Origin of the sequence: Streptomyces ficellus (assembly GCF_009739905.1) — a bacterium.
In the GTDB taxonomy this organism is placed as follows: domain Bacteria; phylum Actinomycetota; class Actinomycetes; order Streptomycetales; family Streptomycetaceae; genus Streptomyces; species Streptomyces ficellus_A.
In genome coordinates this window covers 3,061,028-3,087,973 of the sequence record NZ_CP034279.1, presented here as the reverse complement: position 1 = coordinate 3,087,973, position 26,946 = coordinate 3,061,028, and the positions used below count along the sequence as shown (strand labels likewise).

Below are 26,946 nucleotides of genomic sequence, written 5' to 3'. Positions count from 1 at the left end.
TTCGGAGCGCTGTGTCCCGAGCACACCGTGCCGGTCATCTCATGGCTGACGTCCAGTCCGCGCGCCGAGGAGGACCCGATGCGCCGCCGAACGCTGCGCGCTGTATGAAGACGGGCGACGATGAGCCGGCCTTCGGCTGGGTCAGACCTTGATCACGGTGATGTCGTCACCACAGAGGATTCGGAGGTCTTTCGGGTCGGAGGTGAGGACGGTCACCGGTGCCGGAGAGGCCAGCGCGGTGGCGGCCACGATGGCGTCCAGCGCGTACTTGTGTCCGTGTAGTCCGGCCGACGCGAGGAGCTTGCTCGCTCGGCGTGCGATGGGTTCCGTGGGCGGGACGATGTTCACCCGCGAGATCGCGTGGTCGAATCGCGCCTGGTGGATTCTGGGATCGCATACGCCGAATCGGCTTTGCCTCCGCGCAGGATCGCCCGCTTGGCCTCGACGGCTTCCCGATCGGCCGGGCCGTGCTCGGCTTCCGCCTCCTCGATCAGCTCGCGGAGGCGCTCGCGTTCCAGTTGTCGCTGGATGAGCGCCTCCACGTACGCGGACATGCCGCGCTTGCCGGTGCGCTCCCTGAGCGCCGCGATGGTGCCCTCGTGCAAGGACACGGAGACGGGCCGCACGGGCCCTTCACCGGGAGCGGGTGTGGTCGCCATGCCGCCATATTCACGCCATCGCGAGGAACGCGGTCCAGGCCGTCGGCGTCACGGCGAACGTGGGGCCGGTCGGGTTCTTGGAGTCCCGGACGTGCACGGTGGAGGGGGTGGCGGCGACCTCGACGCACGAGGGGCCGTCGGCCGTGCTGTAGCTGCTCTTGACCCAAGCGACTTCGACGCAGGCGGGTCCGTCGTTGCTGCTGTAGCTGCTCTTGCTCCACTCCTGCACGGTCCCGGTGGAGGGCTTGAGGCTCATGTCTCTCCCAGCACTTTCTCGATGAAGGCCATCGACTCCCGAGGGGTGAGAGCCTGGGCCCGCAGGATCCCATACCGCAGCTCAAGGATCTGGATCTCCCGCAGGTCGGAGATCAGGCGGTTGGAGAGCTGGCCCTCCCAGTGCCCCACGGTGGCGCCGTCCTTGAGCTTGAGCAGTTGCAGTTCACCACCCATGCCGGCGTGGTCCTCGCAGTCGGTCGGCATCACTTGGATCTCAACGTGCCTCAACTGCGCGACTTCCAGCAAGTGTTCGAGCTGGCGCCGGAGGACCATTCTGCCCCCAAGAGGGCGCTTGAGCGTCACCTCTTCTTGGACAAAGGTCAACATGATCGGTGGAGTGCCCGCGAAGATGTGCTGCCGAGCCAGCCTGCCTGCCACCAGGCGTTCGATCTGGTCCTCGGTGTACGAGGGGCGGCGCATGGCGTACAGGGCGCGGGTGTACTCCTCTGTTTGCAGCAGGCCGTGGATGTTGTGGTTGCCGTAAGCCCCAAGTTCGACGGCGTTCGCTTCCAACCTGGCCAGGTCCCGCACCTTCTTCGGGTACCGCGCCTCCGCGACGTCCTGCTTCATCGCGGCGATCTTGCCGTTCGCGCCCAGGATCTCGTCCGCCCGGTCCAGGTACTCGGGCCGGGGGATCCGCTTGCCCGCCTCCACCTTGTAGACGAGGTTCTCGCCGTAGCCGATGGCCGTGCCGAATTCGGCCGGTTTCAGGTTGGCCGACTCGCGCCACAGCTTGAGCTGCCGTCCGACCGCCGCGATGACCGCCCTGGAGTCGTCGTCCTCCAGGCCGAGGTCCTCTTCGTTCATCCGCCCGCCCCGCCTTCCGTATCCGCCTGCGTACCCGCCTGGACAGGGCCGTACAGCGACCGGACAGTCACCCCCCGTACAGGCGTCATCACTGGTCAGCGTACGTACGGGCAGCCACGCTGAGTGACGTGAATCACGAAAACACCACCGCCGTGGCGAGCGCACGCCACTTCAGCGTCCAGTTGTCCTCCACCCGCCGGGGTGCGCGGCTCGCGCGGCTGCTGGCGACGGAGCAACTGCGTTCGTGGGGAGTGCCGTTCGACGTGGCGGAGCTCGTGATCGGCGAGTTGGCGGCGAACGCCGTGCTGCACGGGCGGGTGGCGGGGCGGGACTTCCGGCTCACTCTCGCGGCTGATGCGCGGACGCTGCGGATTGCCGTGACCGACACGCGGGGTGACCGGATGCCGGTCGTCCGGCCGGGGGCGGAGGAGTCCGGGCGGGGGCTCCTGCTGGTTGAGGCGCTGGCCGAGCGGTGGGGCGTGACGCACGGGCCGGTGCCCCGCAAGACCGTGTGGGCGGACATCGGACTCGTACCGTGAACCCTCCTCCCACCGCGTCGTGGATCCCCGCGACGCGGTGGGCCGTGACGCGGTGATCCGCGACGCATAAAGCAAAAGCCTTGAAGGGGAAATGACCCTTCCCACCCCACCAGCCTCCCCGTCACCCACATGGGTGGAATGCGCAACTGGGCCGGGTACGCGCCGGGTTGGCGGGCATATGCTCGCGCCGACCACCCGACAAACACGTCGGCCCCCGGCCGGGACTGGCATCCCGATCGAGGGCCTGACCATCAAGGAAGCAACACCTTCCCGATGGATGTTCAGCACCATAACGCGCCCGAGTGCGCCACGTCTCCGGTTGGCCGGAGCACCGCCCGATCCGGTGTCATTCACGTCAACGTGCGGCACACCAGTCACTACACCGTCATCGGCAACCACCTCGCCCAGCACCGCGAGTTGAGCCTCGTCGCGATCGGCCTCGCCGTCCACATCCAGTCGCTGCGCCCCGGCGCGCGCGTCGGCGTCAAGTGCCTCGCCGGACGCTTCCCGGAGAGCGAGCCCCGTATCGCGGCGGCCATGCGGGAGCTGGAGGCCGCCGGGTACCTGGAGCGCTCCCGCGAGCGGTTGCCCAACGGCCGGATGATGCCGCGCACGATCTCGTACAACAGGCCCGGTGCCGACGCCCAGCCGCTCCCGGTCCCGGTCCCGGCGCCGAGGCGTGCGCCCGTACCTGAGCAGCCCGCGCCGGTCGCCGCCCCGCCCGCCCCACCCGTACGCCCCGGGCCACCGCCACCGCCCCTGCCGGAGCCCGCCATCCCCGATCCGGACCGCCACCGGGCGGCGGCCGACCTGCTCAGCGGGCTGCGGCGCCACGAACCCCGGCTGCTGCTCTCCGAGCCGGACGTCCACCGCCTCGCCCCCGCCGTCGCGGCCTGGCTGGAGCGGGACGCCGCCCCCGACGCCGTACGCCGCACCTTGACCGCCGGTCTCCCGGACGTCCTGCGCAACCCCGCGGCGCTCCTCGCCCACCGCCTCACCGCCATGCTCCCGCCACCCCTCCCGGCGGCGCCCAAGGCGCCCGACCCCCTCCAGACCTGTGAGGTCTGCGACCGCGCCTTCCGCGCGCCCGGGCCGGGCCGTTGCCGCGGGTGCTTAGCATGACGGTGGTGATGACGCCCCCAGGTCCCATGCGAGGAGCGAGCACGATGACCATCGCCCCGGACGACGCACGACGAGACGCCTCCCTGTACGAGGCGATGCGGGACTTCGTTCAGTCGATGGACGACACCCTGCCGGGCAGGTTCGAGATCACCAAAGAAGGAATCGTCCACGACATGACGGCCCCCGTCGGCCCCCACGAGCTGACCGCGCTGCGCATCCGGAAACGCCTGGAGCGGGTGATGCCGGAGGAGTTGGTGGCCCACACCGGAACGCCGGACGTCGAGGACGAACCCGAGCGCATCCTGCGCCACCCCGACATCATGGTGACTGCCGAGGCGGACATGGAGGTGGAGGGTTCCTTCGACCCCCGCACCCTTGTCGCCGCCATCGAGGTCGTGTCCCGCTCCAATCCGGACAACGACTGGGTGGGCAAGATGCGGGACTACCCCCTCCTCGGGATCCCGGTGTACGCGGTTTTCGACCCCCGTACCGGCTCGGGCGCGGTGTTCTCCGACATCCACTCCACCCCCGCGGGGCCGCGCTATGCCACCCGCAAGGACTTCCTCTACGGCGAGGACGTGACCATCGCCGACTGGACGGTCTCCACGGAGAACCTGCCCCTCTACGCGGCCCCGTCGGCCGGGGTGTGACCCGAACGCGCTGACCGCCTTGCCGTTCGCCCGCGGCGGTCGTCGGATGGGCAGGGACATCCGGTACGGCGCGGAAGGCGGCCCATGTTCGTTCGTACGACCTATGCGACAGGCGATCCGGCGAAGCTCGACGGGGCCGTGCGCGCCCTGACGACGGAGGGCAGGGAACAGCTCGCCGCCGAGCCGGGCTACCGGGGCGCGGGCCTGTTCATGGACCGGGAGACGGGCAAGCTCATGACCGGGACGTGGTGGGAGGACGAGGAGGCCCTGCGGGGGAGCGCCGACCGGATGAGCGAGGTGCGGGCCCGGATGCTGTCGGGGTTCGCCGCCACCGTGACCGTCGACAACTGGGAGGCGGTCGTCGGCGCCCGGCCGGAGGGGCCGCCCGGTGAGGACGCCCGCTTCCGGCTGACCCGGCTCGAGTTCGCCCCGGCCGACGCGGGCCTCCTCGTCGACGCGTTCCAGAACGACGCCCTGCCCCGGCTCCGGGGCCTGCCCGGTTACCTTGGCGGATCCCTGCTCATCGACCGCTCCGGGGGCCGCGCGATGGCCGGCGCGATCCACGCCGACGGTGACGCCCTGGCGGCGTCCCGCGGTCCGGCCGCCGAGGTGCGGGGTGCGGCCACCGGCAAGGCGCGGGCGACCGTGCGGGCACTGGAGGAGTTCCGGGTCGCCATGCTGGAGACCCGGCCGCCGTCCTGACCCTCGCGCGACGCGCCGGGTGTCTCAGAACACCACCCGGGCCGCGGCGAAGGCCGCCACGTCCGCACGGGCCCCGTCGTACTCGACGACACCGGTGGCCGGACGGCCCGAGAGCTGGCGCATCAGCGTCACGGCGTCCGTCTGGACCACCACGGACGGGGTGCCCCGGCCCAGCGTCCAGCGGCCGCCGGCGGGTCCCGACAGGTCCAGGAACGCCGGAGGGCCGCTCCAGTCGAGGGCGAGGTCCAGCAGCACCTGCCCCACGACCTCCTTGTCGTGCTCCCGCAGCACGAGGTCCCGGCCGGTGGCGTCGCAGACGTCCACCCGGTGCATCCAGGTGTCCCGGGTGACCAGGACACGGGCCAGGTAGTCCATGGAGTCCTCGGCCAGCTCCTTGGACTCGGGGAACAGCGGGCTCAGCCGAATCCGCCGCCGCGCGGCGCCCGGCAGGCGCTCCACCGCCCGTACACCCCGGGGCCCGAACCGTGCCAGCAGCCCGGGCACGGCGTGCGGCGGCACCTCGCGCCGGGCGTCCACCTGGCACTGGTTGTGCGCGTGCAGCGGCGAGAGCCTCGGGTAGCGCCGCCGGCCCAGGACGGCCCGGCCGACCAGCAGCCACGGCCGCGCGAGCTCCTCGTACTGCGCCACGACATGGGTGGCGAGGTCCCGTACGGTCCAGCCCTCGCACGCCGTGACGCGCGTCCAGTCGTCGGCCGCCAGCCCGTCCAGCGCGGCGACCATCGCCCGCATCTCCGCGAGGTTCACGGCCCGCGCCCGCAGCGGGTGCGTGCGCGGGATGTCGAGAGCGGAGGCGGGTGCGGAGGTGGTGACCATGGGGCGCCTCCCTGGCGCGGTCGTACCCCCCGGAACACGACTCACGCTACGCCGGTCCGCGCCGGATTTCGCGCCGCTGACGACCGGGCACGGCCCCGGTTGCGCGATCCACGGGGCGGGAACACAGTTGATGCTGTAAGGCCTGCGCACCGTTGAGTTGTGACTCCGGTGTCCCCCGCGCCGCCTCGGGGGCCGCGCATCGAGCGGGACGAAGCAGCACACCACACAGCGCCAGAGGACTCACTATGCCCAGACTCCCCCGCCGGCGAATCACCCGCCTTGTCGGCACCTCCTGTTTGGCCGCGGCGCTCGCCGTGCCCGTCGGCATGACCACGGCCACGGCCGCTTCCGGTGCGCCGGCGGCGGCTTCCTCGAGCGTCGACCTCAACCCGCCGCCACCTCCCCCGGACCCGAACCAGGAGGAGCAGCCGCCGCCGCCGGAGGAGCAGCCGCCACCGCCGCCGGAGGAGGAGCAGCCGCAACCGGAGGAGCAGCCCGAGGAGCAGCAGCCGCCGGAGCAGCAACCGCCCGAGGAGCAGCCGCCGCCGAACCAGGACAAGCAACTCCAGCAGCTCACCCCGGCGGAGGAGAAGAGCCTCCAGGACGAGATCAACAAGGTGCAGGACAAGAAGCTGAAGGACCAGCTCAACGCGACCCTCAAGGAGGCCCAGGCGTTCATCAACGACCCGAAGACCTCCAAGGAGGACAAGCAGAAGTACGACGCGGTCCTGAAGCAGATGACCGCGACCCTGAAGAAGATCCAGGACCCGAAGACGACCCCCGAGGAGAAGAAGCAGCTCACGAAGATCGTGGCAGGGCTGAACGAAGCGGTGAAGAAGTCCCTCGACCCCAAGGCGTCGGCGACGGACAAGGCGTCGTTCAAGAACCTGGCCGTTCTGATGAGCAACATGATGGCGGTCCTCGACGACCCGAAGACGAAGCCGGACGTCAAGGCGTTCGTCCTCACGACCCTCGACACCCTCAGCACCGGACTGCTGGCCGCCACGAACCCGGAGACCAAGCCGAAGAAGCCCGAGGACGAGAAGAAGGTCAAGGACACGCTCAAGAAGTACGCCGACGCCCTGAAGGTGTATCAGGACCCCAACTCCACGCAGCAGCAGCGGGACGAGGCCAAGTCGACCCTCGACCAGCTCGGCGACGCCACACAGAACGCGCAGTACCTTTCGCTGGTCGCGGAGTTGAAGCGGCTGAAGGCGCCGCAGGAGTGCCTCACGTCCGTGGAGAACCGGACCAAGGAAGCGGGATGGCCTGACGGCTCCCTGTGGGGCGTGGCCGACGAGACCTGCGCCGAGACGGTCCAGGCGGGTGCGGAGGACACCGACAGTGCCTGGAGCGAGATGTTCCAGTGCATCCTGGACCAGCCGTTCTCGCAGTGCGTGGCCACCATTCCCAAGAACAGCGGTCCCTGACCCGGGAGAGACGTACGGGACGACCCGTGAAAACGAAGGGCCCCCGCCGTGGGTGCGCGGGGGCTCTTCACTTCCGGGTGCGGTACGCCCGAGGGCTCGGTGTCACTGGCGCGACCGCCACCGCCGTACCTGCTCCTCCACGTCCAGCGGCGCCAGGCGCAGCGGCGGGCCCGGGGGCGGGAGGCGGACCGCTTCGGTGATCTTCTCGTTGACGGCGGCGACGATCCGCCGTACCTCCGCCTCGCTCGCCGCCCGCCCGACCGCCTCCAGCGCGTCCTCGGCCTCCTTGCGGAGGGCGAGCGCGGGCGGCAGGACGGGCGCGACACCTTCGCGGTGCAGCTTGCCCTTGACCCACCACAGCTCGTCGTACGGGGCGGAGTCGTCCGCCAGGGGCTTGCCGAAGCCGGCCAGGTTCCGGAACTCGCCGCGTTCCGTCGCCTCACGGATCTGTTTGTCGACGAACGACTCGAAGTCGACACCGGGCGGTTTGCGTTCGGTCATGTCTTCGAGCGTACGGGCGCGGGCGGCATGCGGGGAGTCTCGGCCGTGGGGCCGGGCGGAAAAGGCAGGAGCCCTTTCCGCTCGGCCGTGAGACCGGGCGGAAAAGGCTCCTTGGGTACTGCGCTCAATCGGGTACTGAAAGTCGTGCGCGATCGCCGACCCGGGCAATTAGGCCGGGGTGACGTTCTCCGCCTGCGGGCCCTTCGGGCCCTGGGTGACGTCGAAGTTCACGACCTGGTTCTCCTCGAGGGAGCGGAAACCAGACGCGTTGATCGCGGAGTAGTGGACGAAGACATCCGGGCCGCCGCCGTCCTGGGCGATGAAGCCGAAGCCCTTTTCAGCGTTGAACCACTTGACGGTTCCGGTAGCCATAAGCCCTCCTATGGGCCAAAGGGTTGCCCTGCTCCAGAACCTGCCAAACAAGTCTGAAAACTACAAAAGCCTGCGGGTCACATGCTCCGCAGGCTCTGTACTGCAAGGGAAACCAAACTGCAACTTGCGTTTAGCCTAGCACGCAGAGTGTGCGCATGGGTAGAGGGAAAGATCACGTCACCCGGATGTTTGATGGAGTTCATCCGCGCTGACGGCGGACCCGGCGATGCCGGCCGTACCAGACGGGGCTAGCCTCGCGTTGTGGACAATTCAACCGACCACCACCAGCTCCGGAGCCGGCCCCGTGTCGGACACATCCAGTTCCTGAACTGCCTGCCCCTCTACTGGGGCCTGGCCCGCACCGGAACGCTCCTCGACCTGGAGCTGACCAAGGACACGCCGGACAAGCTCGGTGAGCAGCTCGTGCGCGGCGACCTCGACATCGCCCCGGTCACCCTCGTCGAGTACCTGCGCCACGCCGACGACCTCGTCGCCTTCCCCGACCTGGCCGTCGGCTGCGACGGCCCCGTCATGTCCTGCGTGATCGTCTCCCAGCAGCCGCTGGAGCGGCTGGACGGGGCGCGCGTCGCGCTCGGCTCCACCTCCCGCACCTCCGTGCGCCTGGCCCAGCTGCTGCTCGACGAGCGGTACGGGGTCGCCCCCGACTACTACACCTGCCCGCCCGACCTGGGCGTGATGATGCAGGAGGCCGAGGCGGCGGTCCTGATCGGCGACGCCGCGCTGCGCGCGTCCCTCCACGACGCCCCGAGGCTGGGCCTCCAGGTCCACGACCTGGGGCTGATGTGGAAGGAGTGGACGGGCCTGCCGTTCGTCTTCGCGGTGTGGGCCGTCCGCAAGGAGTACCTGGCGCGCGAGCCGCGTGTCGTGCGCCAGGTCCACGAGGCGTTCCTCGCCTCCCGGGACGTGTCCCTGGAGGAGGTCGCGAAGGTCGCCGAGCAGGCCGCGCGCTGGGAGGCCTTCGACGCGGTGGTGCTGGAGAAGTACTTCACCACCCTGGACTTCCGCTTCGGGGCCGACCAGCTCGCCGGGGTGCGGGAATTCGCCCGCCGGACCGGGCCGACGACCGGCTTCCCCGCGGACGTGGCCGTCGAGCTGCTGTCCTAGGGAGCGCCTCCGGACGCGGGAGCAGGCGCAGGCGCGGGTGCCGGGACGGGGCCCTGCATGTGCTTGCTGATCCACTGGATCGAGCCGTCGCCCATGCCCTTCACATAGGTCCTGGCGTTGTGCTCGCCGTCCTTGATCACCTGAAGGCGGCTCTTCACCGGTCCCTTGGTGTACGTCCGGACGAAGGACCGCACGTCGGCGAGGCCGGATTCCCGGCTGCCGGCCTGGAACGCCAGGAAGACCCGGCGGTCCGCGGTGTCCGGTGCGGCGCCGAGGGCCGCGGCGAGCCTCTCCGGGTCGTTGGCCCGCCGCTCCTTCTCGTGCCCGGCCCACAGCGGCGAGTCCGGAACGGTGTCCGGGCCGGAGGCGATGACGGCCTTGAACCGGTCCGGGTGCTTCAGCACCGACTTCAGCCCGACGAACCCGCCGGACGACGAGCCCATGAACGCCCAGCCGTCCCGTGAGGCGAACGTCCGGAAGTTGGCCCGGACGAAATCGGGGACGTCGTCCGTCATCCAGGTGCCCATCTTCGGCTGCCCCGGGATGTCGCTGCCGTCGTAGTAGTGCTCGTCGTCCGGGTTGAGGACCGGCATCACCACCACGAAGGGCAGGCTCTTGCCCTGCTTCGACCACGTGCTGATGCTGCTCTGCAGTTTGAGGTCGGTGCCCATCCAGTAGTTGTTCGGGTAGCCGTTGCCGCCGGGAAGGGCGATCAGCACCGGGAAGCCGCTGCCCGCGTACTTCGGGTCGAAGTACTGGGGCGGGGCCCACACCCAGACCTTGCCGGTGAAGCCGGACTTGGCGCCGTGCAGCGTCGTCACGCCGATCCTGGTGCCGTCGGGGAGGGTGTTGGCGGTGGTGAAGTCGGCCTTCGGGCCGGTCGGCATCAGGGTCTTCGGGCCGCCGCCCGCCTCGCCCGTCCCCTTCGCCGGGCCGCCCGTTCCGGCCGTCCCCCCGCCCGGCGCGGAGGACGCCGTTCCCGGCCCGTCGAAGGTCATCGGGTCCCCCTCGCCGGAGCACCCGCCGACCAGGACGAGGGAGCCGAGGGCGACGGCGGCGGCGAGCGCCTTGGAGGGACGTTTCATGGAGCACTCCGGGTCTTTCGGGGCATTCGCGGCTCGTACGGCGTGCTAGATGGCCGGACGCGCCGACCGGTTCCGCCCCGGGCCGTACGCTGCTGTACGCGACGACGTACGGGGGGAGCGCATGGAGCCGCTGGAAGTGGGCGAACCCGCGGTCATCGGTCCGTACCGGCTGCTGGGCAGACTCGGGGCGGGCGGCATGGGCCGGGTCTACCTCGCCCGCAGCGGGGGCGGCCGGACCGTCGCGGTGAAGGTGGTGCACCCGCACTTCGCGCTGGACGAGCAGTTCCGGGCGCGGTTCCGGCGGGAGGTCGAGTCGGCGCGGCGGGTCGGCGGGCGGTGGACGGCGCCGGTGCTCGACGCCGACCCGGAGGCGCCGGTCCCGTGGGTCGCCACCGGGTACGTTCCGGGCCCCTCGCTGGCCGGGGCGGTCACCGGGCACGGGCCGCTGCCGGAGCACGCGGTACGGGCGCTGGGCGCCGGACTGGCGGAGGCCCTGGCGGCGGTGCACGGGCTCGGGCTGGTGCACCGGGACGTCAAGCCGTCGAACGTGCTGCTGGCGCTGGACGGCCCCCGTCTCATCGACTTCGGCATCGCCCGCGCCACGCGGGACGCCGCGTCGCTCACCTCCACCGGCGTGTCGGTCGGCTCGCCCGGCTACATGGCGCCCGAGCAGATCCTCGCGAAGGGCGTCACCGGCGCCGCGGACGTCTTCTCGCTGGGCGCCGTCCTGGCGTACGCGGCGACCGGTACGGCGCCGTTCCCCGGCGACTCGTCGGCCGCCCTCCTCTACAAGGTGGTCCACGAGGAACCCGAGCTGGGCGGTGCCCTCACCGGTGAGCTGCGGGACCTGGTCGCCGCGTGCATGGCCAAGGACCCGGCCGCCCGCCCCGCGCCCGGCGAGCTCGTCCGGCGGCTGGCGCCGGACGGGGCGGCCGCGCTGGTGGTGGGCGGGTGGCTGCCGGGTCCGGTGGTGGAGGAGGTGAGCCGGACGGCGGTACGGCTCCTGGACCTGGACCTGGACCTGGACCCGGGGCCGGCGCGGGCGGACCCGTCGCTCTCCGGCCCGGTCCCGTTCAGCAGCCCGGCGGTGGGGGAGTACGCGGGCCCGGCGATTCCCGGCGGGTCCGGCCCGACCGGCGCCCTGGGCGTCTTCGGGCCGCCCCTCGACCCCGCCCCTGCTGTGGACGCCGGGCGCCCGCCGCGTACGCCGGTGTCGGTGTCCCTCAGCGCGTCCGCCGAGCCGGGAGCCGCGGGGCGGGGCCGCCGGCTCAGCTGCTCGGTCGCCCTCGCGGTGGCGGGCGCGCTGGCCGCGGTGACCGTGGGCGGCGGCTTCCTCCTGGACCTGTTCGGCGACCGGGGCGGCACCCGTGACACCGCCCAGCCGCCGGGCAAGAGCTCCCCGGCCGACGGCGCCGAGCCCGAGCCCGTCGCCGTGCCGAAGGCGTTCCTCGGTACCTGGAAGGGGCCCACCCAGGAGGCGAGCGGCCTGCCGCACGGGGAGCTGACGGCCGTCTTCACCGCGGGGTCCCGGGGGCAGGACGTGGTGCGGATGACCACGACGCTGACCGTCCTCGGGACGAGCGTCGAGTGCCACAGCATCGGCAGGCTGACCGCGGCAGGGCCGAAGACGCTGCGCGTCACCGACCGCACCGATCCCGGCCGGCCCGGCTCGCCGGGCATGTGCACGGGCTCCTCCGCCGCCCTGACGTTCACCCGCAACGCGGACGGCACCCTCGGCTACCGGTCCGACGAGGAAGCGGCCGGCGAACCGCGCGGGACGCTACGCAAGTCCGGCTGAGCGGCTCGGGAGCGCGAACCGTACGCCGGTCAGCCCCTCCGACACCTCCCACAGCCGGGCGCCCGTCCCCGCGTCGGCCGCCCGTGGGGCCAGCGGTACCGGCACGGGGGCCCCGCGCAGCTCGCCGGGGCCGTCCGGCCCGATGAACGCGCCGCCCTCCGCGCGCGGGTCGGTCGCCGCGTACAGCTGCGGCAGCGCGCCCCGGTCGGGGGACTGGGCGAGGGGCAGCAGGACGCCGCCGAACAGCCAGCGCACCATCGGGACGGGCGTGCCCCGCTGGAGGCCGGTCGAGGTGTAGCCGGGGTGGGCGAGCAGGCTGCGCACCGGGCTGCCGGCAGCGGTCAGCCGCCGGTGCAGCTCGTGGCCGAAGACCGCGTTGGCGAGCTTCGACTGGTTGTAGAACCCCATGGGGGAGTACGCGCGTTCGCCGGAGAGGTCGTCGAAGAACAGGCGCCCCTGCCGGTGGTTGGCCGAACTCACCGTCACCACCCGGGGGTCCCGCCCGGCGCCCAGCTTGTCGAGCAGCAGCCCGGTCAGCGCGAAGTGCCCGAGGTGGTTGGCGGCGAACTGCAGCTCGTGTCCCTGGGCGCTCAACGAGCGGGGCGGGGCCATCACGCCCGCGTTGTTGACGAGCACGTCCAGCCGTGGGTGGTCGGCGCGCAGCGCGCCGGCGAAGGCGTGCACCGAGTCGAGGTCGGCCAGGTCGAGCCGGCGTACCTCCAGGCGGGCGTCCGGCAGGCCGGCCGTCACGTCCGCCGCCGCGCGGCGGCCCCTGCCCTCGTCGCGCACGGCGAGGATCACGTGCCCGCCCCGGCGGGCGAGTGCCCGGGTGGTCGCCAGCCCGAGGCCGCTGTTGGCCCCGGTGACGACGAACACCCGGCCGGTCAGGTCGGGGATCTGGTCGGTGGTCCAGCGCTGCTGCTTCGTCATGCGGCACAGACTGCTCTCCGTGTCACTCGGTGTCAAGATGGCACTTGATGTCATGCAGGGCATGGTGTGTAGTCGGTGTGTACGCTGCTCCCGTGAGCACCCGCCCGGAAACCACGCTGGCCCAGCGCAAGCGTCAGCTCGTCTCGGACGAGCTGACCGAAGCGGCCCTCCAACTCCTGGCGCTGAAGGGGTTCGACGGCGTCACCATCGACGAGATCGCGACCACCGCCGGCGTCTCCAAGCGCACGTTCTTCCGGTACTTCGCGTCCAAGGAAGACGTCGTCGTCCGGTTCCTGGCCGACATGGGCACCGACATCCACGCCGAGCTGGCGGCCCGCCCGGCGGCGGAGCCGCCCTCCGTGGCGCTGCGGCACGCCGTCTCGGTGCCCCTCGCGACCTGCGGCGACCACGGCGAGCGGGCCCTGCGCGTGGTGCGGCTCATCCTGCGCACCCCCGCCCTGCTCGCCCGCTTCCTGGAGCGCCAGGCGCAGTGGCGCGACGACCTGGCGGCGGAGCTGGCCCGCCGGCTGGACCTGGACCCGGCCACCGACCTCTATCCGCGGCTGGCGGCCGCGATGGCGCTGAACGCCTTCGACACGGTCCTCCAGCGCTGGACCGACAGCGACGGCGCCGACGACCCCGCCGAACTGACCGGGCGGGCCTTCGCCGTCATCGCCCCGGCGCTCGACGCGCCCGGCCCGGCGGCTGTGGAGGGTGCGCCGGTCGGGGGCTGAGACGCTGGCGTTAGGCTGGTTCGGTCCGTCCACAACCCTGTCGAAAGGGACACCCGGTGACCGAGAAGGCCGACCTTCAGTCCGTCCTGGACCGTGCCGCCGCGGGTGGGCGGATCACCCCCGAGGAGGCGCTCGACCTCTACCGGTCGGCCCCGCTGCACGCGCTGGGCGCGGCGGCGGACGCGGTGCGCCGACGGCGCTACGCGGGTACCGAGCACATCGCGACGTACATCATCGAGCGCAACATCAACTACACGAACGTGTGCGTCACCGCGTGCAAGTTCTGCGCCTTCTACGCGCCGCCCAAGGACACCGCCAAGGGCTGGACCCGCGACCTGGACGACATCCTGCGCCGCTGCGCGGAGACCGTCGAACTGGGCGGCACGCAGATCATGTTCCAGGGCGGGCACCACCCGGACTACGGCGTGGAGTACTACGAGAAGCACTTCGCCGCCATCAAGAAGGACTTCCCGCAGCTGGTCATCCACTCCCTCGGCGCGTCCGAGGTCGAGCACATGGCCCGCATCTCGGGCGTCTCCGTCGAGGAGGCGATCTCCCGCATCCACGCCGCCGGGCTCGACTCCTTCGCGGGCGCCGGCGCCGAACTGCTGCCCGAGCGGCCGCGGAAGGCGATCGCGCCGCTCAAGGAGTCCGGCGAGCGCTGGCTGGAGATCATGGAGATCGCGCACCGGATGGGCGTCGAGTCGACGTCCACGATGCTGATGGGCACCGGCGAGACCAACGCCGAGCGCATCGAGCACCTGCGCATGATCCGCGACGTGCAGGACCGCACGGGCGGCTTCCGCGCGTTCATCCCGTACACGTACCAGCCGGAGAACAACCACCTCAAGGGCCGCACCCAGGCCACGATCTTCGAGTACCTGCGCATGATCGCCATCGCGCGGCTGTTCTTCGACAACATCGCCCACATCCAGGGCTCGTGGCTCACCACGGGCAAGGAGATCGGGCAGCTGACCCTGCACTACGGCGCGGACGACCTCGGATCGATCATGCTGGAGGAGAACGTCGTCTCCTCGGCGGGCGCCAAGCACCGCTCCAACCTGCGCGAGATGATCGACATGATCCGCACCGCCGACCGCGTCCCGGCGCAGCGCACCACGACGTACGAGCACATCGTCGTCCACGACGACCCGGCGAACGACCCGGTCGACGACCGCGTCGCCTCCCACATCTCCTCCACCGCCATCGCCGGCGGCACCGCCCACCCCGAGCTCAAGCTGCTCCCGGCCACCTGAGCCGGCGTGCTGACGATCCACGCCGCCGAGGCGTCGCCTGACTCCGCCGTCCTCGTCGACGGCGCGTACGTCGCCGCCCTCGGCCCGTACGAGGAGCTGGCCGCCGCCCGGCCCGCCGCGCGCGTGCGGCGCTGGCCCGGCATCCTCACGCCCGGGCTGCTCAACCCGTACGGGCCCGAGCTGCTGGAGCTGACCTACCACCCCGACCCGCGCGAGGCCGACCGGTTCGGCACCGGGCCGGTCACCGGCGAGCGGGCGCGGGCGATCTTCCGTGCCGACCCGGCGCGGCAGGGCGCCAGCGCCCGGCGCGGGGTCAAGCGGCTCCTCGCCCACGGCACGGTCGCCGTCGCCGGTGAACTGCGCTCCCGCGCCGCCCTGGACGCGGTGCGCCGGGCCGGGCTCGTCGTCGGGCAGCGGCCGCCGGAGCTGCCGGGGCCGCCGTCCCTCTCGCCGGTGCCGCTGGTGCTGCTGCCGGGGCTGACCGTCGGCGGGCCCGCGCGGTTCGCGGTGTTCGACGTACCCGACCGGGCGGCGCTCGTCCGGCTCGGCGCCGCCACGTGCGTGGCGACCGTCGTGGGCGGCCGGCTCGTCCACAGGCGCGCGTAGCTCGTCCACAGGCGCGCGTAGGCGGCACGGGCCCGCCTGCCACAATGGGCGCGTGACCCGAGCAACCCTGGACAAGCAGCCGCACGAAGTCGCCTCCATGTTCGACGACGTCGCCGCGAACTACGACCTCACCAACGACGTGCTCTCGCTCGGCCAGGACCGCCGGTGGCGCAAGGAGGTCGCCAAGGCGGTCGGCGCCCGGCCCGGCCAGAAGGTCCTCGACCTCGCGGCGGGCACGGGCACGTCGTCACTGCCGTTCGCCCGCTCCGGCGCGTTCGTCGTGCCGTGCGACTTCTCGCTCGGCATGCTGCGCGAGGGCAAGAAGCGCCACCCCTGGCTGCCCCTGACGGCCGGTGACGCGACGCGGCTGCCGTTCCGGGACGACGTCTTCGACGCGGTGACGATCTCCTTCGGGCTGCGCAACGTCCAGGACACGGACGCGGCGCTGCGCGAGCTGTACCGGGTGACCAGGCCCGGCGGACGCGTGGTGATCTGCGAGTTCTCCCACCCCACCTGGGCCCCGTTCCGGACGGTGTACGAGGAGTACCTGATGCGCGCGCTGCCGCCGGTCGCGCGCGCCGTGTCGTCCAGCCCCGACGCGTACGTCTACCTCGCCGAGTCCATCCAGAGCTGGCCCGACCAGCCGACGCTGGCCGGGCTCCTGAAGAAGGCCGGCTGGTCGAAGGTGGCCTGGCGGAACCTGACGGGCGGCATCGTCGCCCTGCACCGGGGCACCAAGGCCTGACACCGGTCGGCGCGTACGCCTCACAGCTCCAGGCGGAAGCAGTACCCCTCCTGCCCGCCGCTGCCGGGGATCGCGTACGTCTCCGCGCGGGTCATCCCGAGCCGCCGCGTCACCGCCACCGACCGCTCGTTGCGGGTGTTCACCATGGCGACCACCCGCTGGACGCCCGCCTCCCGCAGCCGCTCCAGCGTGACGCGGGCGGCGGCCGTGGCGTACCCCCTGCCCCACGCGGACCGCGCCAGCCGCCAGCCGATCTCGATCTCGCCGACCGGCCCCCAGGCGCGCGGCCACGGCTGCGCGCCGGTGAAGCCGATGACCTCGCCGTCCTCGTCCAGCAGCGTCCACAGGCAGAAGCCGAGTTCGGCGTCGTGCCGGCGCTGCCGGGCGGTGATCTCGTGGTACGCCGACAGCTCCGCCGGCCCGCCCTGGAAGAACTCCATGACCTCCGGGTCGTCGAACACCCGGTGCCAGGCGTACGCGTCCTCGTCCGTCGGCACGCGCAACCGGACGGCCGGCCCGGCGGCGGGCGCTGCGGCGGCGGGCTCGACGGCGGCGGGGAGCAGCTCGGTCATCGGGGTGGGCCCTTCCGGTCGGTGATCAGCACGTCCCCATAGACTGCACACGTACTGTGCCGTCCGGTACGCAATTTCGAGTATTCGGGAGAACCCGCCGTGACCGAGCAGCAGACCCTCTCCGAACACACCGCGGATGTGATCGTCGTCGGGGCCGGTCCGGCCGGCTCGACGACCGCGTACTACCTCGCCAAGGCGGGACTCGACGTCCTGCTCCTGGAGAAGACCGCCTTCCCCCGCGAGAAGGTCTGCGGTGACGGCCTCACCCCGCGCGCCACCAAGCAGCTGGTCGCCATGGGGATCGACATCTCCGAAGAGGCCGGCTGGCTGCGGAACAAGGGCCTGCGCATCATCGGCGGCGGCGTCCGCCTCCAGCTCGACTGGCCCGACCTGGCCTCGTACCCGGACTACGGACTGGTCCGCAAGCGCGACGACTTCGACGAGCAGCTCGCCCGCCAGGCGCAGAAGGCGGGCGCGCGGCTGTACGAGCGGTGCAACGTGGGCGCGCCGGTCGTCGACGACCGCACCGGCCGGATCACCGGCGTGCGGGCCAAGCTCGGTGAGGAGAAGCGCGAGGTCACCTTCCACGCGCCGCTCGTCGTCGCCGCCGACGGCAACTCCACGCGCCTGTCGCTGGCGATGGGCCTGCACCGGCGCGAGGACCGGCCGATGGGCGTGGCCGTGCGGACGTACTTCACCTCCCCGCGTCACGAGGACGACTACCTGGAGTCCTGGCTGGAGCTGTGGGACCGCCGCGGCCCCGGCGAGGACCGGCTGCTGCCCGGCTACGGGTGGATCTTCGGCATGGGCGACGGCACGTCCAACGTCGGCCTCGGCGTCCTCAACACCTCCGACTCCTTCAAGGAGCTGGACTGGCGCGAGGTGCTGAAGGCGTGGTGCGCCTCCATGCCGGAGGACTGGGGCTACACCCCGGAGAACATGACCGGCCCGATCCGCGGCGCCGCCCTGCCGATGGCCTTCAACCGCCAGCCGCACTACACGCGCGGCCTGCTGCTGGTCGGCGACGCGGGCGGCCTGGTCAACCCGTTCAACGGCGAGGGCATCGCGTACGCCATGGAGTCCGGCCAGATCGCCGCCGACGTCATCGTCCAGGCGCATGCCCGCTCCACTCCCGCGCAGCGCGAACTGGCCCTGCACCACTACCCGAAGGTCCTCAAGGAGACCTACGGCGGCTACTACACGCTGGGCCGCGCGTTCGTGAAGCTGATCGGCAACCCGAAGGTCATGAAGATCGCCACGCAGCGCGGTCTGACCCATCCGCTGCTGATGAAGTTCACGCTGAAGATGCTGGCGAACCTGACAGACCCGACGGGCGGCGACGCGATGGACCGGATCATCAACGGCCTGTCGAAGGTGGCCCCGAAGGCCTGACCCCCGGCGGCGGGGGCCTCTCCGGGGGGCGGTACGCCCTGCGGTAGTCGGTGGGGGAGACCCCCACCGACCGGCTGAAGTGGCGGCGGAGGTTCGCCGCCGTGCCGAGGCCGCTGGCCTCGCCGATCCGCTCGACGGGCAGGTCCGTCGACTCCAGCAGCAGCTGGGCGCGGGCGACGCGCTGCTGGAGCAGCCACTTCAGTGGCGTGGTGCCGGTGGCCTCCAGGAGGCGCCGGTGGAAGCTGCGCGGGCTCATCCGCGCCCGCCGGGCGAGGCCCTCGACGGTCAGCGGCTCGGCGAGGTGCTCGCTGGCCCACTGGAGCACGGGGCCGAGGCTGTCCGTGTCCGCCGGCGGCAGTGGCGCCTCGATGAACTGCGCCTGGCCGCCCGCGCGGTGGGCGTGCACCACCAGGCGGCGGGCGAGCTGCCCGGCGATCCGGGCGCCGAGGTCGCGGCGGACCAGGTGCAGGCACAGGTCGAGGGCGGCCGTGGCGCCCGCGCTGGTGAGGACCGTCCCCTCGTCGGTGTACAGGACGGAGTCGTCGACGATCACGGCCGGGTACCGGGCGGCCAGCTCGGCGGTGTGCTGCCAGTGGGCGGTGGCGCGGCGGCCGTCCAGGAGCCCGGCGGCGGCGAGCGCGAAGGCACCGGTGCACAGCGACACCATCCGCGCCCCTGAGGCGGCCGCCGCGCGCAGCGCCTCGACCAGGTCGGCGGGGACGTCCTCGCCCTCGTCCACCACCCGGTCGGGGACCGACGGGACGATGACGGTGCCGGCTCCGGCCAGGGCGTCCAGGCCGTGGTCGGTCCGGAGCGAGAAGGGGCCGGCCGGGGAGCCGCCGGTGGTGCACAGGCGCAGGTCGTACCAGGGGTCGGCGAGGTCGCCGTGCGGGGTGCCGAACACCGCGAGCGCGATGGACAGTTCGTACATCTCCCAGGGCGATATGCCCAGGCGCGGGTCGGGAACGACGGCGATGGCTACGGTCCCCGGGCTCATGGTGCCGAGCCTATGCGGCCCGCCCGGGGTGCGGGCAGGAATTTTGCGGAGGTGGGCAGTCCTGCCGCTGTCGGCGGCCGGGGCGCGCTGCGAGGCTGACGATCATGAACAGCACACCCGACCACACCACCGTCACCGTCCTGGGCCTCGGCCGCATGGGATCCGCGCTCGCCGCCGCGTTCCTCGCCGCCGGTCACCCCACCACCGTCTGGAACCGCACGCCCGCCAAGGCCGACGCCCTCGCCGCCGAGGGGGCGGTCCGCGCGGACACCGTCGCCGAGGCGGTCACCGCGAGCGACCTCGTGATCGTCTGCGTCCTCGACCACCCCGCCGTGCAGGCGCTGCTGGACCCGCTGGCCGGGTCGCTCACGGGCCGCACCGTGGTGAACCTGACGTCCGGATCGCCGGAGCAGGCCCGGGAGATGGCCGCCTGGGCGGCCGGGCACTCCATCGCATACCTGGACGGCGGCATCATGACGACGCCGGACGGCGTGGGCAACCGGGCGAGCATGTTCCTCTACGGAGGGTCCCGGGAGGCGTTCGCGGCGCACCGCGACACCCTGGCCGTGCTCGGCGACCCGGTCGACCTGGGCGCGGACGCCGGGCTGGCCTCGCTGTACGACGCGGGACTGCTGGGGCTGATGTGGTCGGTCTTCGGTGGCTGGCTGCACGCCACGGCGCTCGTCGGCGCCGACGGGGTGACCGCGGGCGCCTTCACCCCGGTCGCGGTCCGCTGGCTGACGACGGTGAGCCTCTTCATGGACCGGTACGCCGGGCAGATCGACGCCGGCCACTACCCGGGCGACGACGCCACCATCGACGTCCAGCTCGCGGCGATCGAGCACCTGCTGCACGCCGGCCACGCGCGGGGGGTCGACGGGAGGCTGCCGGAGCTGCACCGGGAGCTGATGGCGAAGGCCGCCGCCGAGGGCAACGGCGGAGACAGCTACGCCCGCCTGGTGGAGGCCTTCCGCGGGCGCTGAAGCGGGCTGAACGTGCCGCAGGGACGCCGAAGGGCCGTCGCTCCCTCCCCGAGCGGGAGAGCGACGGCCCTTCGGGCCGGGCGGGTGCGCCTTAGAGCACGCGGACCGCGCCGGACGGCATGTCGTAGTCGAGCGAGCGCTCGACGACACCGGTGCCGGGGTTCTGCGCGCCGACGAAGTTGCCGCCGCCCACGTAGATCGCCACGTGGTACGAGTTGCTCCGGCTGCCCCAGTAGAGGATGTCGCCGGGCTGGAGGTCGTCCAGCGAGACGGAGGTGCCGCGGCTGGACTGGTCGCCGGAGACGCGCGGGAGGTCGACGCCGGCCTGGCGGTAGGCGGCCTGGACGAGGCCCGAGCAGTCCCACGAGTTCGGGCCGGTGCTGCCCATGACGTAGGCGTCGCCGACCTGGGCGCGGGCGAAGGCCACGATCGCCGCGGCGGAGCCGGTGGCCTGGCCGGAGTCGTAGGAGGAGCCGCCGCCGTCCTCGTCGGAGTCGCCGCCGGACGCGGAGAGCGTGGTGCGCTCGGAGGAGCGGGAGGCGCGCTCGGCGGCCTCGGCCTTGGCCTTCGCCTCGGCCTTGCGCTGGGCCTCCTCGGCCTCGGCCTTGCGCTCGGCCTCCGCCTTGGCGGTCTTGGCCTCCTTCGCGGCCTTCGTGGCCGCGGCGTCCTCCTGAGCCTGCAGTTCCTGGTCGAGCGCCACCTGCTGGGTCGCCTCGGCGGAGGCGGCGACGGCGCTGGACAGGTCCGCGGACAGGTCCGCGTTGAGAGTGGGCATCTCGATGGTCTCGGTCACCGGCTCGGCGTTGGCCGGCCCGGCTGCACCGGCCACCGCGATGGTGCCGAGGACGCCACCGGCAACTCCGGCCCGCAGCGCGAGCTTCGAAGCGCTGCGGCGGGGCTTCCGGTGGCTGGGTATGTGAGCGGTGTGGGACATGAGTACAACCGCTATCAGGGCTTCACGGTTCCCTTCAAGAAACGTGGTGTGCGCCACAGTTGTGCCCGGATTGGTTGAATCCGCTTCAGTCGGCCTCTTATTGACGCCGTAACGGACAATGCGGACGTTGGTGATCACGGCCGTGATCATGGGTTATCCGTGAAACGTCCGAATTGCCGTGCGCTTACCACTCCTTCACGCCGGTGGCCAAGCCCGCTTTTCCGGGCCGGTCGGCGGAGTGACGCAGGTCACGGAAAGGTCACCGCCGGGGATGCCCGGAAGATCGTGAAAGCGCGCACGTGTCCACTTCGCTACCCGGGCGCCCCTCGCGCGAGTGAAGCGAGGTTCTTTATCACCCGGGAGAGTCCAGGGCGAATTTGCCTGTAGTGGCCACTGCTTGATAGGGCGAGCCCCCTCTGACCAGCCCCAACCCGCGAAAATGTCACGTCTTGTGAGTGTCTGGACACGCGCGGTATGAAGATCACCTCTGCCGGTGATTCATGATCCTTCGTCTGGTGGTGGAGATCACAAGAGCGTTGCTGTACCCCGTGTCGCAGATCACAGATCGACGGGCATAGGATGCGAAGCAGTCGGGCTTGTGAACTGCCTCACATGTGCACGATCTTCGCGAGGCGGCGAGACGGTGCCCGGTGCGGTCCATCGGTCAAGGACGACTGGAAGGAGCGAGGAGCGTGAATGCCTACGCGCCCATCCTCGTGCTCGGCGCCCTCGGGGCAGGGTTTGCGATCTTCTCCGTGGTCATGGCCACGCTTATCGGCCCAAAGAGGTACAACCGGGCGAAGCTTCAGGCATACGAGTGCGGCATCGAGCCGACGCCCACTCCGGCCGGAGGGGGCCGCTTCCCCATCAAGTACTACCTGACGGCGATGCTCTTCATCGTCTTCGACATCGAGATCGTCTTCCTCTACCCCTGGGCCGTCAGCTTCGACGCCCTGGGGCTTTTCGGGCTCGTGGAGATGCTGCTCTTCGTGCTCACCGTCTTCGTCGCCTACGCGTACGTGTGGCGGCGCGGCGGCCTGGAATGGGACTGAGGGGCTGAGGGGCACCACATGGGACTCGAAGAGAAACTGCCGAGCGGTTTTCTGCTGACGACCGTCGAACAGGCCGCGGGCTGGGTGCGCAAGGCGTCCGTCTTCCCCGCGACCTTCGGCCTCGCCTGCTGTGCCATCGAGATGATGACCACCGGCGCCGGGCGGTACGACCTGGCGCGCTTCGGCATGGAGGTCTTCCGCGGCTCACCGCGCCAGGCCGACCTGATGATCGTGGCGGGCCGGGTGAGCCAGAAGATGGCGCCCGTCCTGCGCCAGGTCTACGACCAGATGCCCAACCCCAAGTGGGTCATTTCCATGGGGGTTTGCGCATCGTCGGGCGGGATGTTCAACAATTACGCGATTGTGCAGGGTGTCGACCACATCGTCCCCGTCGACATCTATTTGCCCGGCTGCCCGCCGCGCCCGGAGATGCTGATGGACGCGATCCTCAAGCTCCACCAGAAGATCCAGGGCTCCAAGCTCGGCGTGAACGCGCGCGAGGCGGCCCGCGAGGCCGAGGAAGCGGCGCTCAAGGCACTGCCCACGATCGAGATGAAGGGGCTGCTGCGATGAGCGACGACCGGCCCAACCCCGACAAGGACCTCAGCGCGCAGAACCTGCCCGGCCAGCGCGGCGACCACGGCGAGGAGGTCCGCGTCCAGCGCGGCATGTTCGGCGCCAACAGCGGCGGCGACACCTCCGGCTACGGCGGCCTCGTCCGCTCCGTACGCCTGCCCGGCCCGGCCACCCGCCCCTACGGCGGCTGGTTCGACGAGGTCGCCGACGAGCTGGAGGGCGCCCTGGAGGAACAGGGGCTCCTCCCGGCGAACGCCATCGAGAAGACGGTCGTCGACCGCGGCGAGCTGACCTTCCACATCGCCCGCGAGCACCTGCTGCGCGTCGCCCGCACCCTGCGCGACGACCCCGCCCTGCGCTTCGAGCTGTGCACCGGCGTCAGCGGCGTCCACTACGAGGGCGACAAGGGCCGCGAACTGCACGCGGTGTACCACCTGCGCTCGCTCACCCACGGCCGGCTGATCCGGCTGGAGGTCACCGCCCCGGACGCCGACCCGCACGTCCCCTCGCTCGTCGCGGTCTACCCGACCAACGACTGGCACGAGCGCGAGACGTACGACTTCTTCGGGCTGATCTTCGACGGCCACCCCGCCCTCACCCGGATCATGATGCCGGACGACTGGCAGGGCTTCCCGCAGCGCAAGGACTACCCCCTCGGCGGCATCGCCGTCGAGTACAAGGGCGCCCAGATCCCGGCTCCGGACCAGCGGAGGTCGTACTCGTGACCACCCCACACGCTCCCCAGGCCCCGCGGGCCGACGCCCGCGAGACCACCGAGGGCACCGTCTACACCGTCACCGGCGGCGACTGGGACGAGGTCGCCCGGTCCGCGGCCGAGGCCGACGACGAGCGGATCGTCGTCAACATGGGCCCCCAGCACCCGTCCACGCACGGCGTGCTCCGGCTCATCCTGGAGATCGACGGCGAGACCGTCACCGAGGCCCGCTGCGGCATCGGCTACCTCCACACCGGCATCGAGAAGAACCTCGAGTACCGCACCTGGACGCAGGGCACGACCTTCGTCACGCGCATGGACTACCTGACGCCGTTCTTCAACGAGACGGCGTACTGCCTGGGCGTGGAGAAGCTCCTCGGCATCGAGGACCAGATCCCCGACCGGGCGACGGTCATCCGCGTCCTGCTGATGGAACTCAACCGGCTCTCCTCCCACCTGGTGTGCATCGCCACCGGCGGCATGGAACTCGGCGCCACCACCATCATGATCTACGGCTTCCGGGACCGCGAGCTGATCCTGGACCTGTACGAACTGATCACCGGGCTGCGCATGAACCACGCGTTCATCCGCCCCGGCGGCCTCGCACAGGACCTGCCGCCCGGCGCGGTCGACCAGCTCCGCGAGTTCGTGAAGACCATGAAGAAGAACATGCCGGAGTACGACAAGCTCGCCACCGGCAACCCCATCTTCAAGGCCCGCATGCAGGACATCGGCTACCTCGACCTGGCCGGCTGCATGGCCCTCGGCGCGACGGGGCCGATCCTGCGCTCCGCGGGCCTCCCGCACGACCTGCGCAAGACCGACCCGTACTGCGGCTACGAGACGTACGACTTCGACGTCCCCACCGCCGACACCTGCGACGCCTACGGCCGCTTCCTGATCCGGCTGGAGGAGATGCGCCAGTCGCTGCGGATCGTCGAGCAGTGCCTGGACCGGCTGGAGCCCGGCCCGGTGATGGTCGCCGACAAGAAGATCGCCTGGCCCGCGCAGCTCGCCCTCGGCCCCGACGGGCTCGGCAACTCCCTCGACCACATCAAGAAGATCATGGGCACCTCCATGGAGGCCCTGATCCACCACTTCAAGCTGGTCACCGAGGGCTTCCGGGTCCCGCCCGGCCAGACCTACACGGCGGTCGAGTCGCCCAAGGGCGAGCTCGGCGTCCACGTCGTCAGCGACGGCGGCACCCGCCCCTACCGGGTCCACTTCCGCGACCCGTCCTTCACCAACCTCCAGGCCATGGCGGCCATGTGCGAAGGCGGCCAGGTCGCCGACGTCATCGTCGCCGTCGCGTCCATCGACCCCGTGATGGGAGGCGTCGACCGGTAATGACAGACGTCAGCTTGGGGATGCCGCAGCTCCCCGCCCCCGATTACCCGGCCGATGTGCGCGCCCGGCTCGAAGCGGACGCCCGCGAGGTCGTCGCCCGCTACCCCGACAGCCGCTCCGCCCTGCTGCCCCTGCTGCACCTGGTGCAGTCCGAGGAGGGGCACGTCACCCGCACCGGCATGCGGTTCTGCGCCGAGGTGCTGGACCTGACCACCGCCGAGGTCACCGCCGTCGCCACCTTCTACTCCATGTACCGGCGGCGGCCCTCCGGCGACTACCAGGTCGGGGTGTGCACCAACACCCTGTGCGCCGTCATGGGCGGCGACGCCATCTTCGAGGAGCTCCAGCGGCACCTCGGCGTCGGCAACAGCGAGACGACGTCCGACGGCAAGGTCACCCTCGAACACATCGAGTGCAACGCGGCCTGCGACTTCGCCCCCGTGGTGATGGTCAACTGGGAGTTCTTCGACAACCAGACGCCCGAGTCGGCCAAGCGGCTCGTCGACGACCTGCGCGCCGGCCGGCCCGTCGCACCCACCCGCGGCGCGCCCCTGTGCACGTACAAGGAGACCGCCCGCATCCTCGCCGGCTTCCCCGACGAGCGCCCCGGCGCGGTCGAGGCGACCGGCGGCGCGGGTCCCGCCTCGCTGATCGGCCTCAAGCTCGCCAAGGGCGAGGCCGCGCCCGGCGCCCGGGTGGTCCACCCGCGCGGCGAGGCCCCGCGGGACGCCCCGCGCGACGAGCCCGGCTCGGAGCACCTCAGCTCGCACGACGCGCCCCAGCCGACGTCCGCCTCCGACCCGCAGCACCCGTCCGGCCCGGTCGGTCCGGCCGGCCCGGCCACCGAGGAGGGGGAGTGATGACGGTGGCGACCGAGACACCCAGCCCGGAGAAACTGCTCGCACCGGTCCTGTCCGCGTTCTGGGACCAGCCGGACTCCTGGACGCTGGAGACCTACAAGCGGCACGACGGCTACGAGGGCCTCAAGAAGGCCCTCGCCATGACGCCCGACGACCTCATCGCGTACGTCAAGGACTCCGGCCTGCGCGGCCGCGGCGGCGCGGGCTTCCCCACCGGGATGAAGTGGCAGTTCATCCCGCAGGGCGACGGCAAGCCCCACTACCTCGTCGTCAACGCCGACGAGTCGGAGCCCGGCACCTGCAAGGACATCCCGCTCCTGTTCGCCAACCCGCACTCCCTCATCGAGGGGATCGTGATCGCCTGCTACGCGATCCGGTCCAGCCACGCCTTCATCTACCTGCGGGGCGAGGTCGTCCCCGTGCTGCGCCGGCTGCACGAGGCCGTGCGCGAGGCGTACGCGGCGGGCTACCTCGGCCGGAACATCCTCGGCAGCGGACTCGACCTCGAACTCACCGTGCACGCCGGCGCCGGCGCGTACATCTGCGGTGAGGAGACCGCGCTGCTCGACTCGCTCGAAGGCCGCCGCGGCCAGCCCCGGCTGCGGCCCCCCTTCCCCGCGGTCGCCGGTCTGTACGCCTGCCCCACCGTGGTGAACAACGTCGAGTCCATCGCGTCGGTTCCCGCGATCCTCCACCGGGGCAAGGACTGGTTCCGTTCCATGGGCAGCGAGAAGTCCCCCGGCTTCACGCTCTACTCGCTCAGCGGCCACGTCGCCTCACCCGGCCAGTACGAGGCGCCCCTCGGCATCACCCTGCGCCAGCTCCTCGACATGAGCGGCGGCATGCGGCGCGGCCACCGGCTGAAGTTCTGGACGCCCGGCGGCTCGTCGACGCCGATGTTCACCGACGAGCACCTGGACGTCCCCCTCGACTACGAGGGCGTCGGCGCGGCCGGCTCGATGCTCGGCACCAAGGCGCTCCAGTGCTTCGACGAGACGACGTGCGTGGTGCGGGCGGTCACCCGCTGGACGGAGTTCTACGCCCACGAGTCGTGCGGCAAGTGCACCCCCTGCCGCGAAGGCACCTACTGGCTGGTGCAGTTGCTCCGCGACATCGAGGCCGGCAAGGGCACGCTCGGCGACCTCGACAAGCTGAACGACATCGCCGACAACATCAACGGCAAGTCGTTCTGCGCCCTCGGCGACGGCGCCGCCTCGCCGATCTTCTCGTCGCTGAAGTACTTCCGCGGCGAGTACGAGCAGCACATCACGGGCAAGGGCTGCCCCTTCGACCCGGCCAAGTCGACCGCCTGGGCGGACAACCACGTGGAGGTGACGGCGTGACCGT

Annotated in this window: 30 protein-coding genes and 1 pseudogene; 19 read left to right on the top strand and 12 right to left on the bottom strand. The window is 71.5% G+C overall.

What is annotated here, in order from left to right; translation table 11 throughout:
• Window positions 1-141: 141 nt before the first annotated feature.
• The 4 genes and pseudogenes from EIZ62_RS13475 to EIZ62_RS13460 form a co-directional block, all read right to left on the bottom strand.
• Window positions 142-393, bottom strand: a pseudogene (locus EIZ62_RS13475) (type II toxin-antitoxin system VapC family toxin); the annotation flags it as partial.
• A complete protein-coding gene (locus tag EIZ62_RS13470) occupies window positions 345-659 on the bottom strand; it encodes a hypothetical protein (protein ID WP_156692929.1) in 315 nt (104 codons plus the stop codon). The pseudogene EIZ62_RS13475 and the gene EIZ62_RS13470, both read right to left, overlap by 49 nt.
• Before the next feature lie 10 nt (window positions 660-669).
• Window positions 670-915: a DUF397 domain-containing protein gene (locus EIZ62_RS13465; RefSeq protein ID WP_156692928.1), complete on the bottom strand. Its 246-nt coding sequence runs from the start codon at window positions 913-915 to the stop codon at window positions 670-672.
• A complete protein-coding gene (locus EIZ62_RS13460; protein ID WP_156692927.1) occupies window positions 912-1,742 on the bottom strand; it encodes a helix-turn-helix domain-containing protein in 831 nt (276 codons plus the stop codon). The genes EIZ62_RS13465 and EIZ62_RS13460 overlap by 4 nt, the downstream gene beginning before the upstream one ends.
• Before the next feature lie 128 nt (window positions 1,743-1,870).
• Between EIZ62_RS13460 and EIZ62_RS13455 the strand changes: the two genes are divergently transcribed.
• The 4 genes from EIZ62_RS13455 (at window position 1,871) to EIZ62_RS13440 (ending at window position 4,755) form a co-directional block, all read left to right on the top strand.
• A complete protein-coding gene (locus EIZ62_RS13455) occupies window positions 1,871-2,281 on the top strand; it encodes an ATP-binding protein (protein ID WP_156692926.1) in 411 nt (136 codons plus the stop codon).
• Window positions 2,282-2,554: 273 nt separating this feature from the next.
• A complete protein-coding gene (locus EIZ62_RS13450) occupies window positions 2,555-3,403 on the top strand; it encodes a helix-turn-helix domain-containing protein (RefSeq protein ID WP_244375663.1) in 849 nt (282 codons plus the stop codon).
• Between the two features lie 44 nt (window positions 3,404-3,447).
• Window positions 3,448-4,053 (top strand): Uma2 family endonuclease, encoded by a 606-nt coding sequence (locus EIZ62_RS13445; protein ID WP_156692924.1) that lies wholly within the window; start codon window positions 3,448-3,450, stop codon window positions 4,051-4,053.
• A gap of 84 nt (window positions 4,054-4,137) precedes the next feature.
• Window positions 4,138-4,755, top strand: coding sequence for an antibiotic biosynthesis monooxygenase family protein (locus EIZ62_RS13440; protein ID WP_156692923.1), 618 nt, complete (start codon window positions 4,138-4,140; stop codon window positions 4,753-4,755).
• Window positions 4,756-4,779: 24 nt separating this feature from the next.
• Here the strand turns inward: EIZ62_RS13440 and EIZ62_RS13435 are convergent, their stop codons facing one another.
• The gene (locus EIZ62_RS13435; RefSeq protein ID WP_156692922.1) at window positions 4,780-5,589 is read right to left on the bottom strand and encodes a maleylpyruvate isomerase family mycothiol-dependent enzyme; all 810 of its coding nucleotides are present in this window, start codon (window positions 5,587-5,589) and stop codon (window positions 4,780-4,782) included.
• Window positions 5,590-5,834: 245 nt separating this feature from the next.
• On the opposite strand from EIZ62_RS13435, the gene EIZ62_RS13430 reads away from it, so the two are divergent.
• On the top strand, window positions 5,835-7,019 hold the full coding sequence (locus EIZ62_RS13430) for a hypothetical protein (protein ID WP_156692921.1): 1,185 nt from the start codon (window positions 5,835-5,837) through the stop codon (window positions 7,017-7,019).
• A gap of 102 nt (window positions 7,020-7,121) precedes the next feature.
• On the opposite strand, the gene EIZ62_RS13425 is transcribed toward EIZ62_RS13430, so the two are convergent.
• Window positions 7,122-7,520, bottom strand: a complete 399-nt coding sequence (locus EIZ62_RS13425; protein WP_156692920.1) for a DnaJ family domain-containing protein — start codon at window positions 7,518-7,520, stop codon at window positions 7,122-7,124.
• A 168-nt stretch (window positions 7,521-7,688) separates the two neighbouring features.
• Window positions 7,689-7,892, bottom strand: a complete 204-nt coding sequence (locus tag EIZ62_RS13420) for a cold-shock protein (RefSeq protein ID WP_003967102.1) — start codon at window positions 7,890-7,892, stop codon at window positions 7,689-7,691.
• Between the two features lie 261 nt (window positions 7,893-8,153).
• On the opposite strand from EIZ62_RS13420, the gene EIZ62_RS13415 reads away from it, so the two are divergent.
• The gene (locus EIZ62_RS13415) at window positions 8,154-9,017 is read left to right on the top strand and encodes a menaquinone biosynthetic enzyme MqnA/MqnD family protein (RefSeq protein ID WP_156692919.1); all 864 of its coding nucleotides are present in this window, start codon (window positions 8,154-8,156) and stop codon (window positions 9,015-9,017) included.
• Here the strand turns inward: EIZ62_RS13415 and EIZ62_RS13410 are convergent.
• Window positions 9,014-10,102 (bottom strand): alpha/beta hydrolase, encoded by a 1,089-nt coding sequence (locus EIZ62_RS13410; RefSeq protein ID WP_156692918.1) that lies wholly within the window; start codon window positions 10,100-10,102, stop codon window positions 9,014-9,016. The genes EIZ62_RS13415 and EIZ62_RS13410 overlap by 4 nt on opposite strands.
• A 121-nt stretch (window positions 10,103-10,223) precedes the next feature.
• On the opposite strand from EIZ62_RS13410, the gene EIZ62_RS13405 reads away from it, so the two are divergent.
• Entirely contained in the window at window positions 10,224-11,900 is a 1,677-nt protein-coding gene (locus EIZ62_RS13405) for a serine/threonine-protein kinase (RefSeq protein WP_156696372.1), read from the top strand.
• Here the strand turns inward: EIZ62_RS13405 and EIZ62_RS13400 are convergent.
• Window positions 11,883-12,830: an oxidoreductase gene (locus EIZ62_RS13400; protein WP_156692917.1), complete on the bottom strand. Its 948-nt coding sequence runs from the start codon at window positions 12,828-12,830 to the stop codon at window positions 11,883-11,885. The genes EIZ62_RS13405 and EIZ62_RS13400 overlap by 18 nt on opposite strands.
• Window positions 12,831-12,877: 47 nt before the next feature.
• Here EIZ62_RS13400 and EIZ62_RS13395 point away from each other — a divergent pair, with 47 nt between their 5' ends.
• From EIZ62_RS13395 to EIZ62_RS13380, 4 genes are read left to right on the top strand one after another with little or no spacing between them, the layout of a single operon-like run.
• A complete protein-coding gene (locus EIZ62_RS13395; RefSeq protein WP_156692916.1) occupies window positions 12,878-13,564 on the top strand; it encodes a TetR family transcriptional regulator in 687 nt (228 codons plus the stop codon).
• 56 nt (window positions 13,565-13,620) lie between these two features.
• Window positions 13,621-14,820, top strand: a complete 1,200-nt coding sequence (gene mqnC, locus EIZ62_RS13390; protein ID WP_156692915.1) for a cyclic dehypoxanthinyl futalosine synthase — start codon at window positions 13,621-13,623, stop codon at window positions 14,818-14,820.
• A 6-nt stretch (window positions 14,821-14,826) separates the two neighbouring features.
• Window positions 14,827-15,426 carry a hypothetical protein gene (locus tag EIZ62_RS13385; RefSeq protein WP_156692914.1) on the top strand — a complete coding sequence of 200 codons (600 nt, stop codon included), beginning with the start codon at window positions 14,827-14,829 and terminating at the stop codon, window positions 15,424-15,426.
• Between the two features lie 52 nt (window positions 15,427-15,478).
• Window positions 15,479-16,171, top strand: a complete 693-nt coding sequence (locus EIZ62_RS13380; protein ID WP_156692913.1) for a demethylmenaquinone methyltransferase — start codon at window positions 15,479-15,481, stop codon at window positions 16,169-16,171.
• Between the two features lie 20 nt (window positions 16,172-16,191).
• Here the strand turns inward: EIZ62_RS13380 and EIZ62_RS13375 are convergent, their stop codons facing one another.
• Complete coding sequence (locus tag EIZ62_RS13375; RefSeq protein ID WP_156692912.1) at window positions 16,192-16,743, bottom strand: GNAT family N-acetyltransferase; 552 nt, start codon at window positions 16,741-16,743, stop codon at window positions 16,192-16,194.
• 99 nt (window positions 16,744-16,842) lie between these two features.
• Between EIZ62_RS13375 and EIZ62_RS13370 the strand changes: the two genes are divergently transcribed.
• Window positions 16,843-18,135: a geranylgeranyl reductase family protein gene (locus EIZ62_RS13370; protein WP_156692911.1), complete on the top strand. Its 1,293-nt coding sequence runs from the start codon at window positions 16,843-16,845 to the stop codon at window positions 18,133-18,135.
• On the opposite strand, the gene EIZ62_RS13365 is transcribed toward EIZ62_RS13370, so the two are convergent.
• Window positions 18,101-19,132: a helix-turn-helix domain-containing protein gene (locus tag EIZ62_RS13365; protein ID WP_156692910.1), complete on the bottom strand. Its 1,032-nt coding sequence runs from the start codon at window positions 19,130-19,132 to the stop codon at window positions 18,101-18,103. The two genes, EIZ62_RS13370 and EIZ62_RS13365, sit on opposite strands and share 35 nt — an antisense overlap.
• 104 nt (window positions 19,133-19,236) lie before the next feature.
• Here EIZ62_RS13365 and EIZ62_RS13360 point away from each other — a divergent pair, with 104 nt between their 5' ends.
• Window positions 19,237-20,115 carry an NAD(P)-dependent oxidoreductase gene (locus EIZ62_RS13360; RefSeq protein WP_156692909.1) on the top strand — a complete coding sequence of 293 codons (879 nt, stop codon included), beginning with the start codon at window positions 19,237-19,239 and terminating at the stop codon, window positions 20,113-20,115.
• Window positions 20,116-20,206: 91 nt separating this feature from the next.
• Here the strand turns inward: EIZ62_RS13360 and EIZ62_RS13355 are convergent, their stop codons facing one another.
• Complete coding sequence (locus EIZ62_RS13355; RefSeq protein ID WP_156692908.1) at window positions 20,207-21,049, bottom strand: C40 family peptidase; 843 nt, start codon at window positions 21,047-21,049, stop codon at window positions 20,207-20,209.
• Window positions 21,050-21,741: 692 nt separating this feature from the next.
• Here EIZ62_RS13355 and EIZ62_RS13350 point away from each other — a divergent pair.
• The 6 genes from EIZ62_RS13350 to nuoF are packed head-to-tail and all read left to right on the top strand — an operon-like array spanning window position 21,742 to window position 26,942.
• Entirely contained in the window at window positions 21,742-22,101 is a 360-nt protein-coding gene (locus EIZ62_RS13350; RefSeq protein ID WP_064070021.1) for an NADH-quinone oxidoreductase subunit A, read from the top strand.
• A gap of 18 nt (window positions 22,102-22,119) precedes the next feature.
• Entirely contained in the window at window positions 22,120-22,674 is a 555-nt protein-coding gene (locus tag EIZ62_RS13345; RefSeq protein ID WP_064070020.1) for a NuoB/complex I 20 kDa subunit family protein, read from the top strand.
• On the top strand, window positions 22,671-23,402 hold the full coding sequence (locus EIZ62_RS13340) for an NADH-quinone oxidoreductase subunit C (protein ID WP_156692907.1): 732 nt from the start codon (window positions 22,671-22,673) through the stop codon (window positions 23,400-23,402). Before EIZ62_RS13345 ends, EIZ62_RS13340 begins: the two co-directional genes overlap by 4 nt.
• Window positions 23,399-24,739, top strand: coding sequence for an NADH-quinone oxidoreductase subunit D (locus tag EIZ62_RS13335; RefSeq protein WP_156692906.1), 1,341 nt, complete (start codon window positions 23,399-23,401; stop codon window positions 24,737-24,739). The genes EIZ62_RS13340 and EIZ62_RS13335 overlap by 4 nt, the downstream gene beginning before the upstream one ends.
• Window positions 24,739-25,599, top strand: coding sequence for an NADH-quinone oxidoreductase subunit NuoE (gene nuoE, locus EIZ62_RS13330; protein WP_156692905.1), 861 nt, complete (start codon window positions 24,739-24,741; stop codon window positions 25,597-25,599). Before EIZ62_RS13335 ends, nuoE begins: the two co-directional genes overlap by 1 nt.
• Window positions 25,599-26,942, top strand: coding sequence for an NADH-quinone oxidoreductase subunit NuoF (gene nuoF / locus EIZ62_RS13325; protein WP_156692904.1), 1,344 nt, complete (start codon window positions 25,599-25,601; stop codon window positions 26,940-26,942). Before nuoE ends, nuoF begins: the two co-directional genes overlap by 1 nt.
• Window positions 26,943-26,946 lie beyond the last annotated feature (4 nt).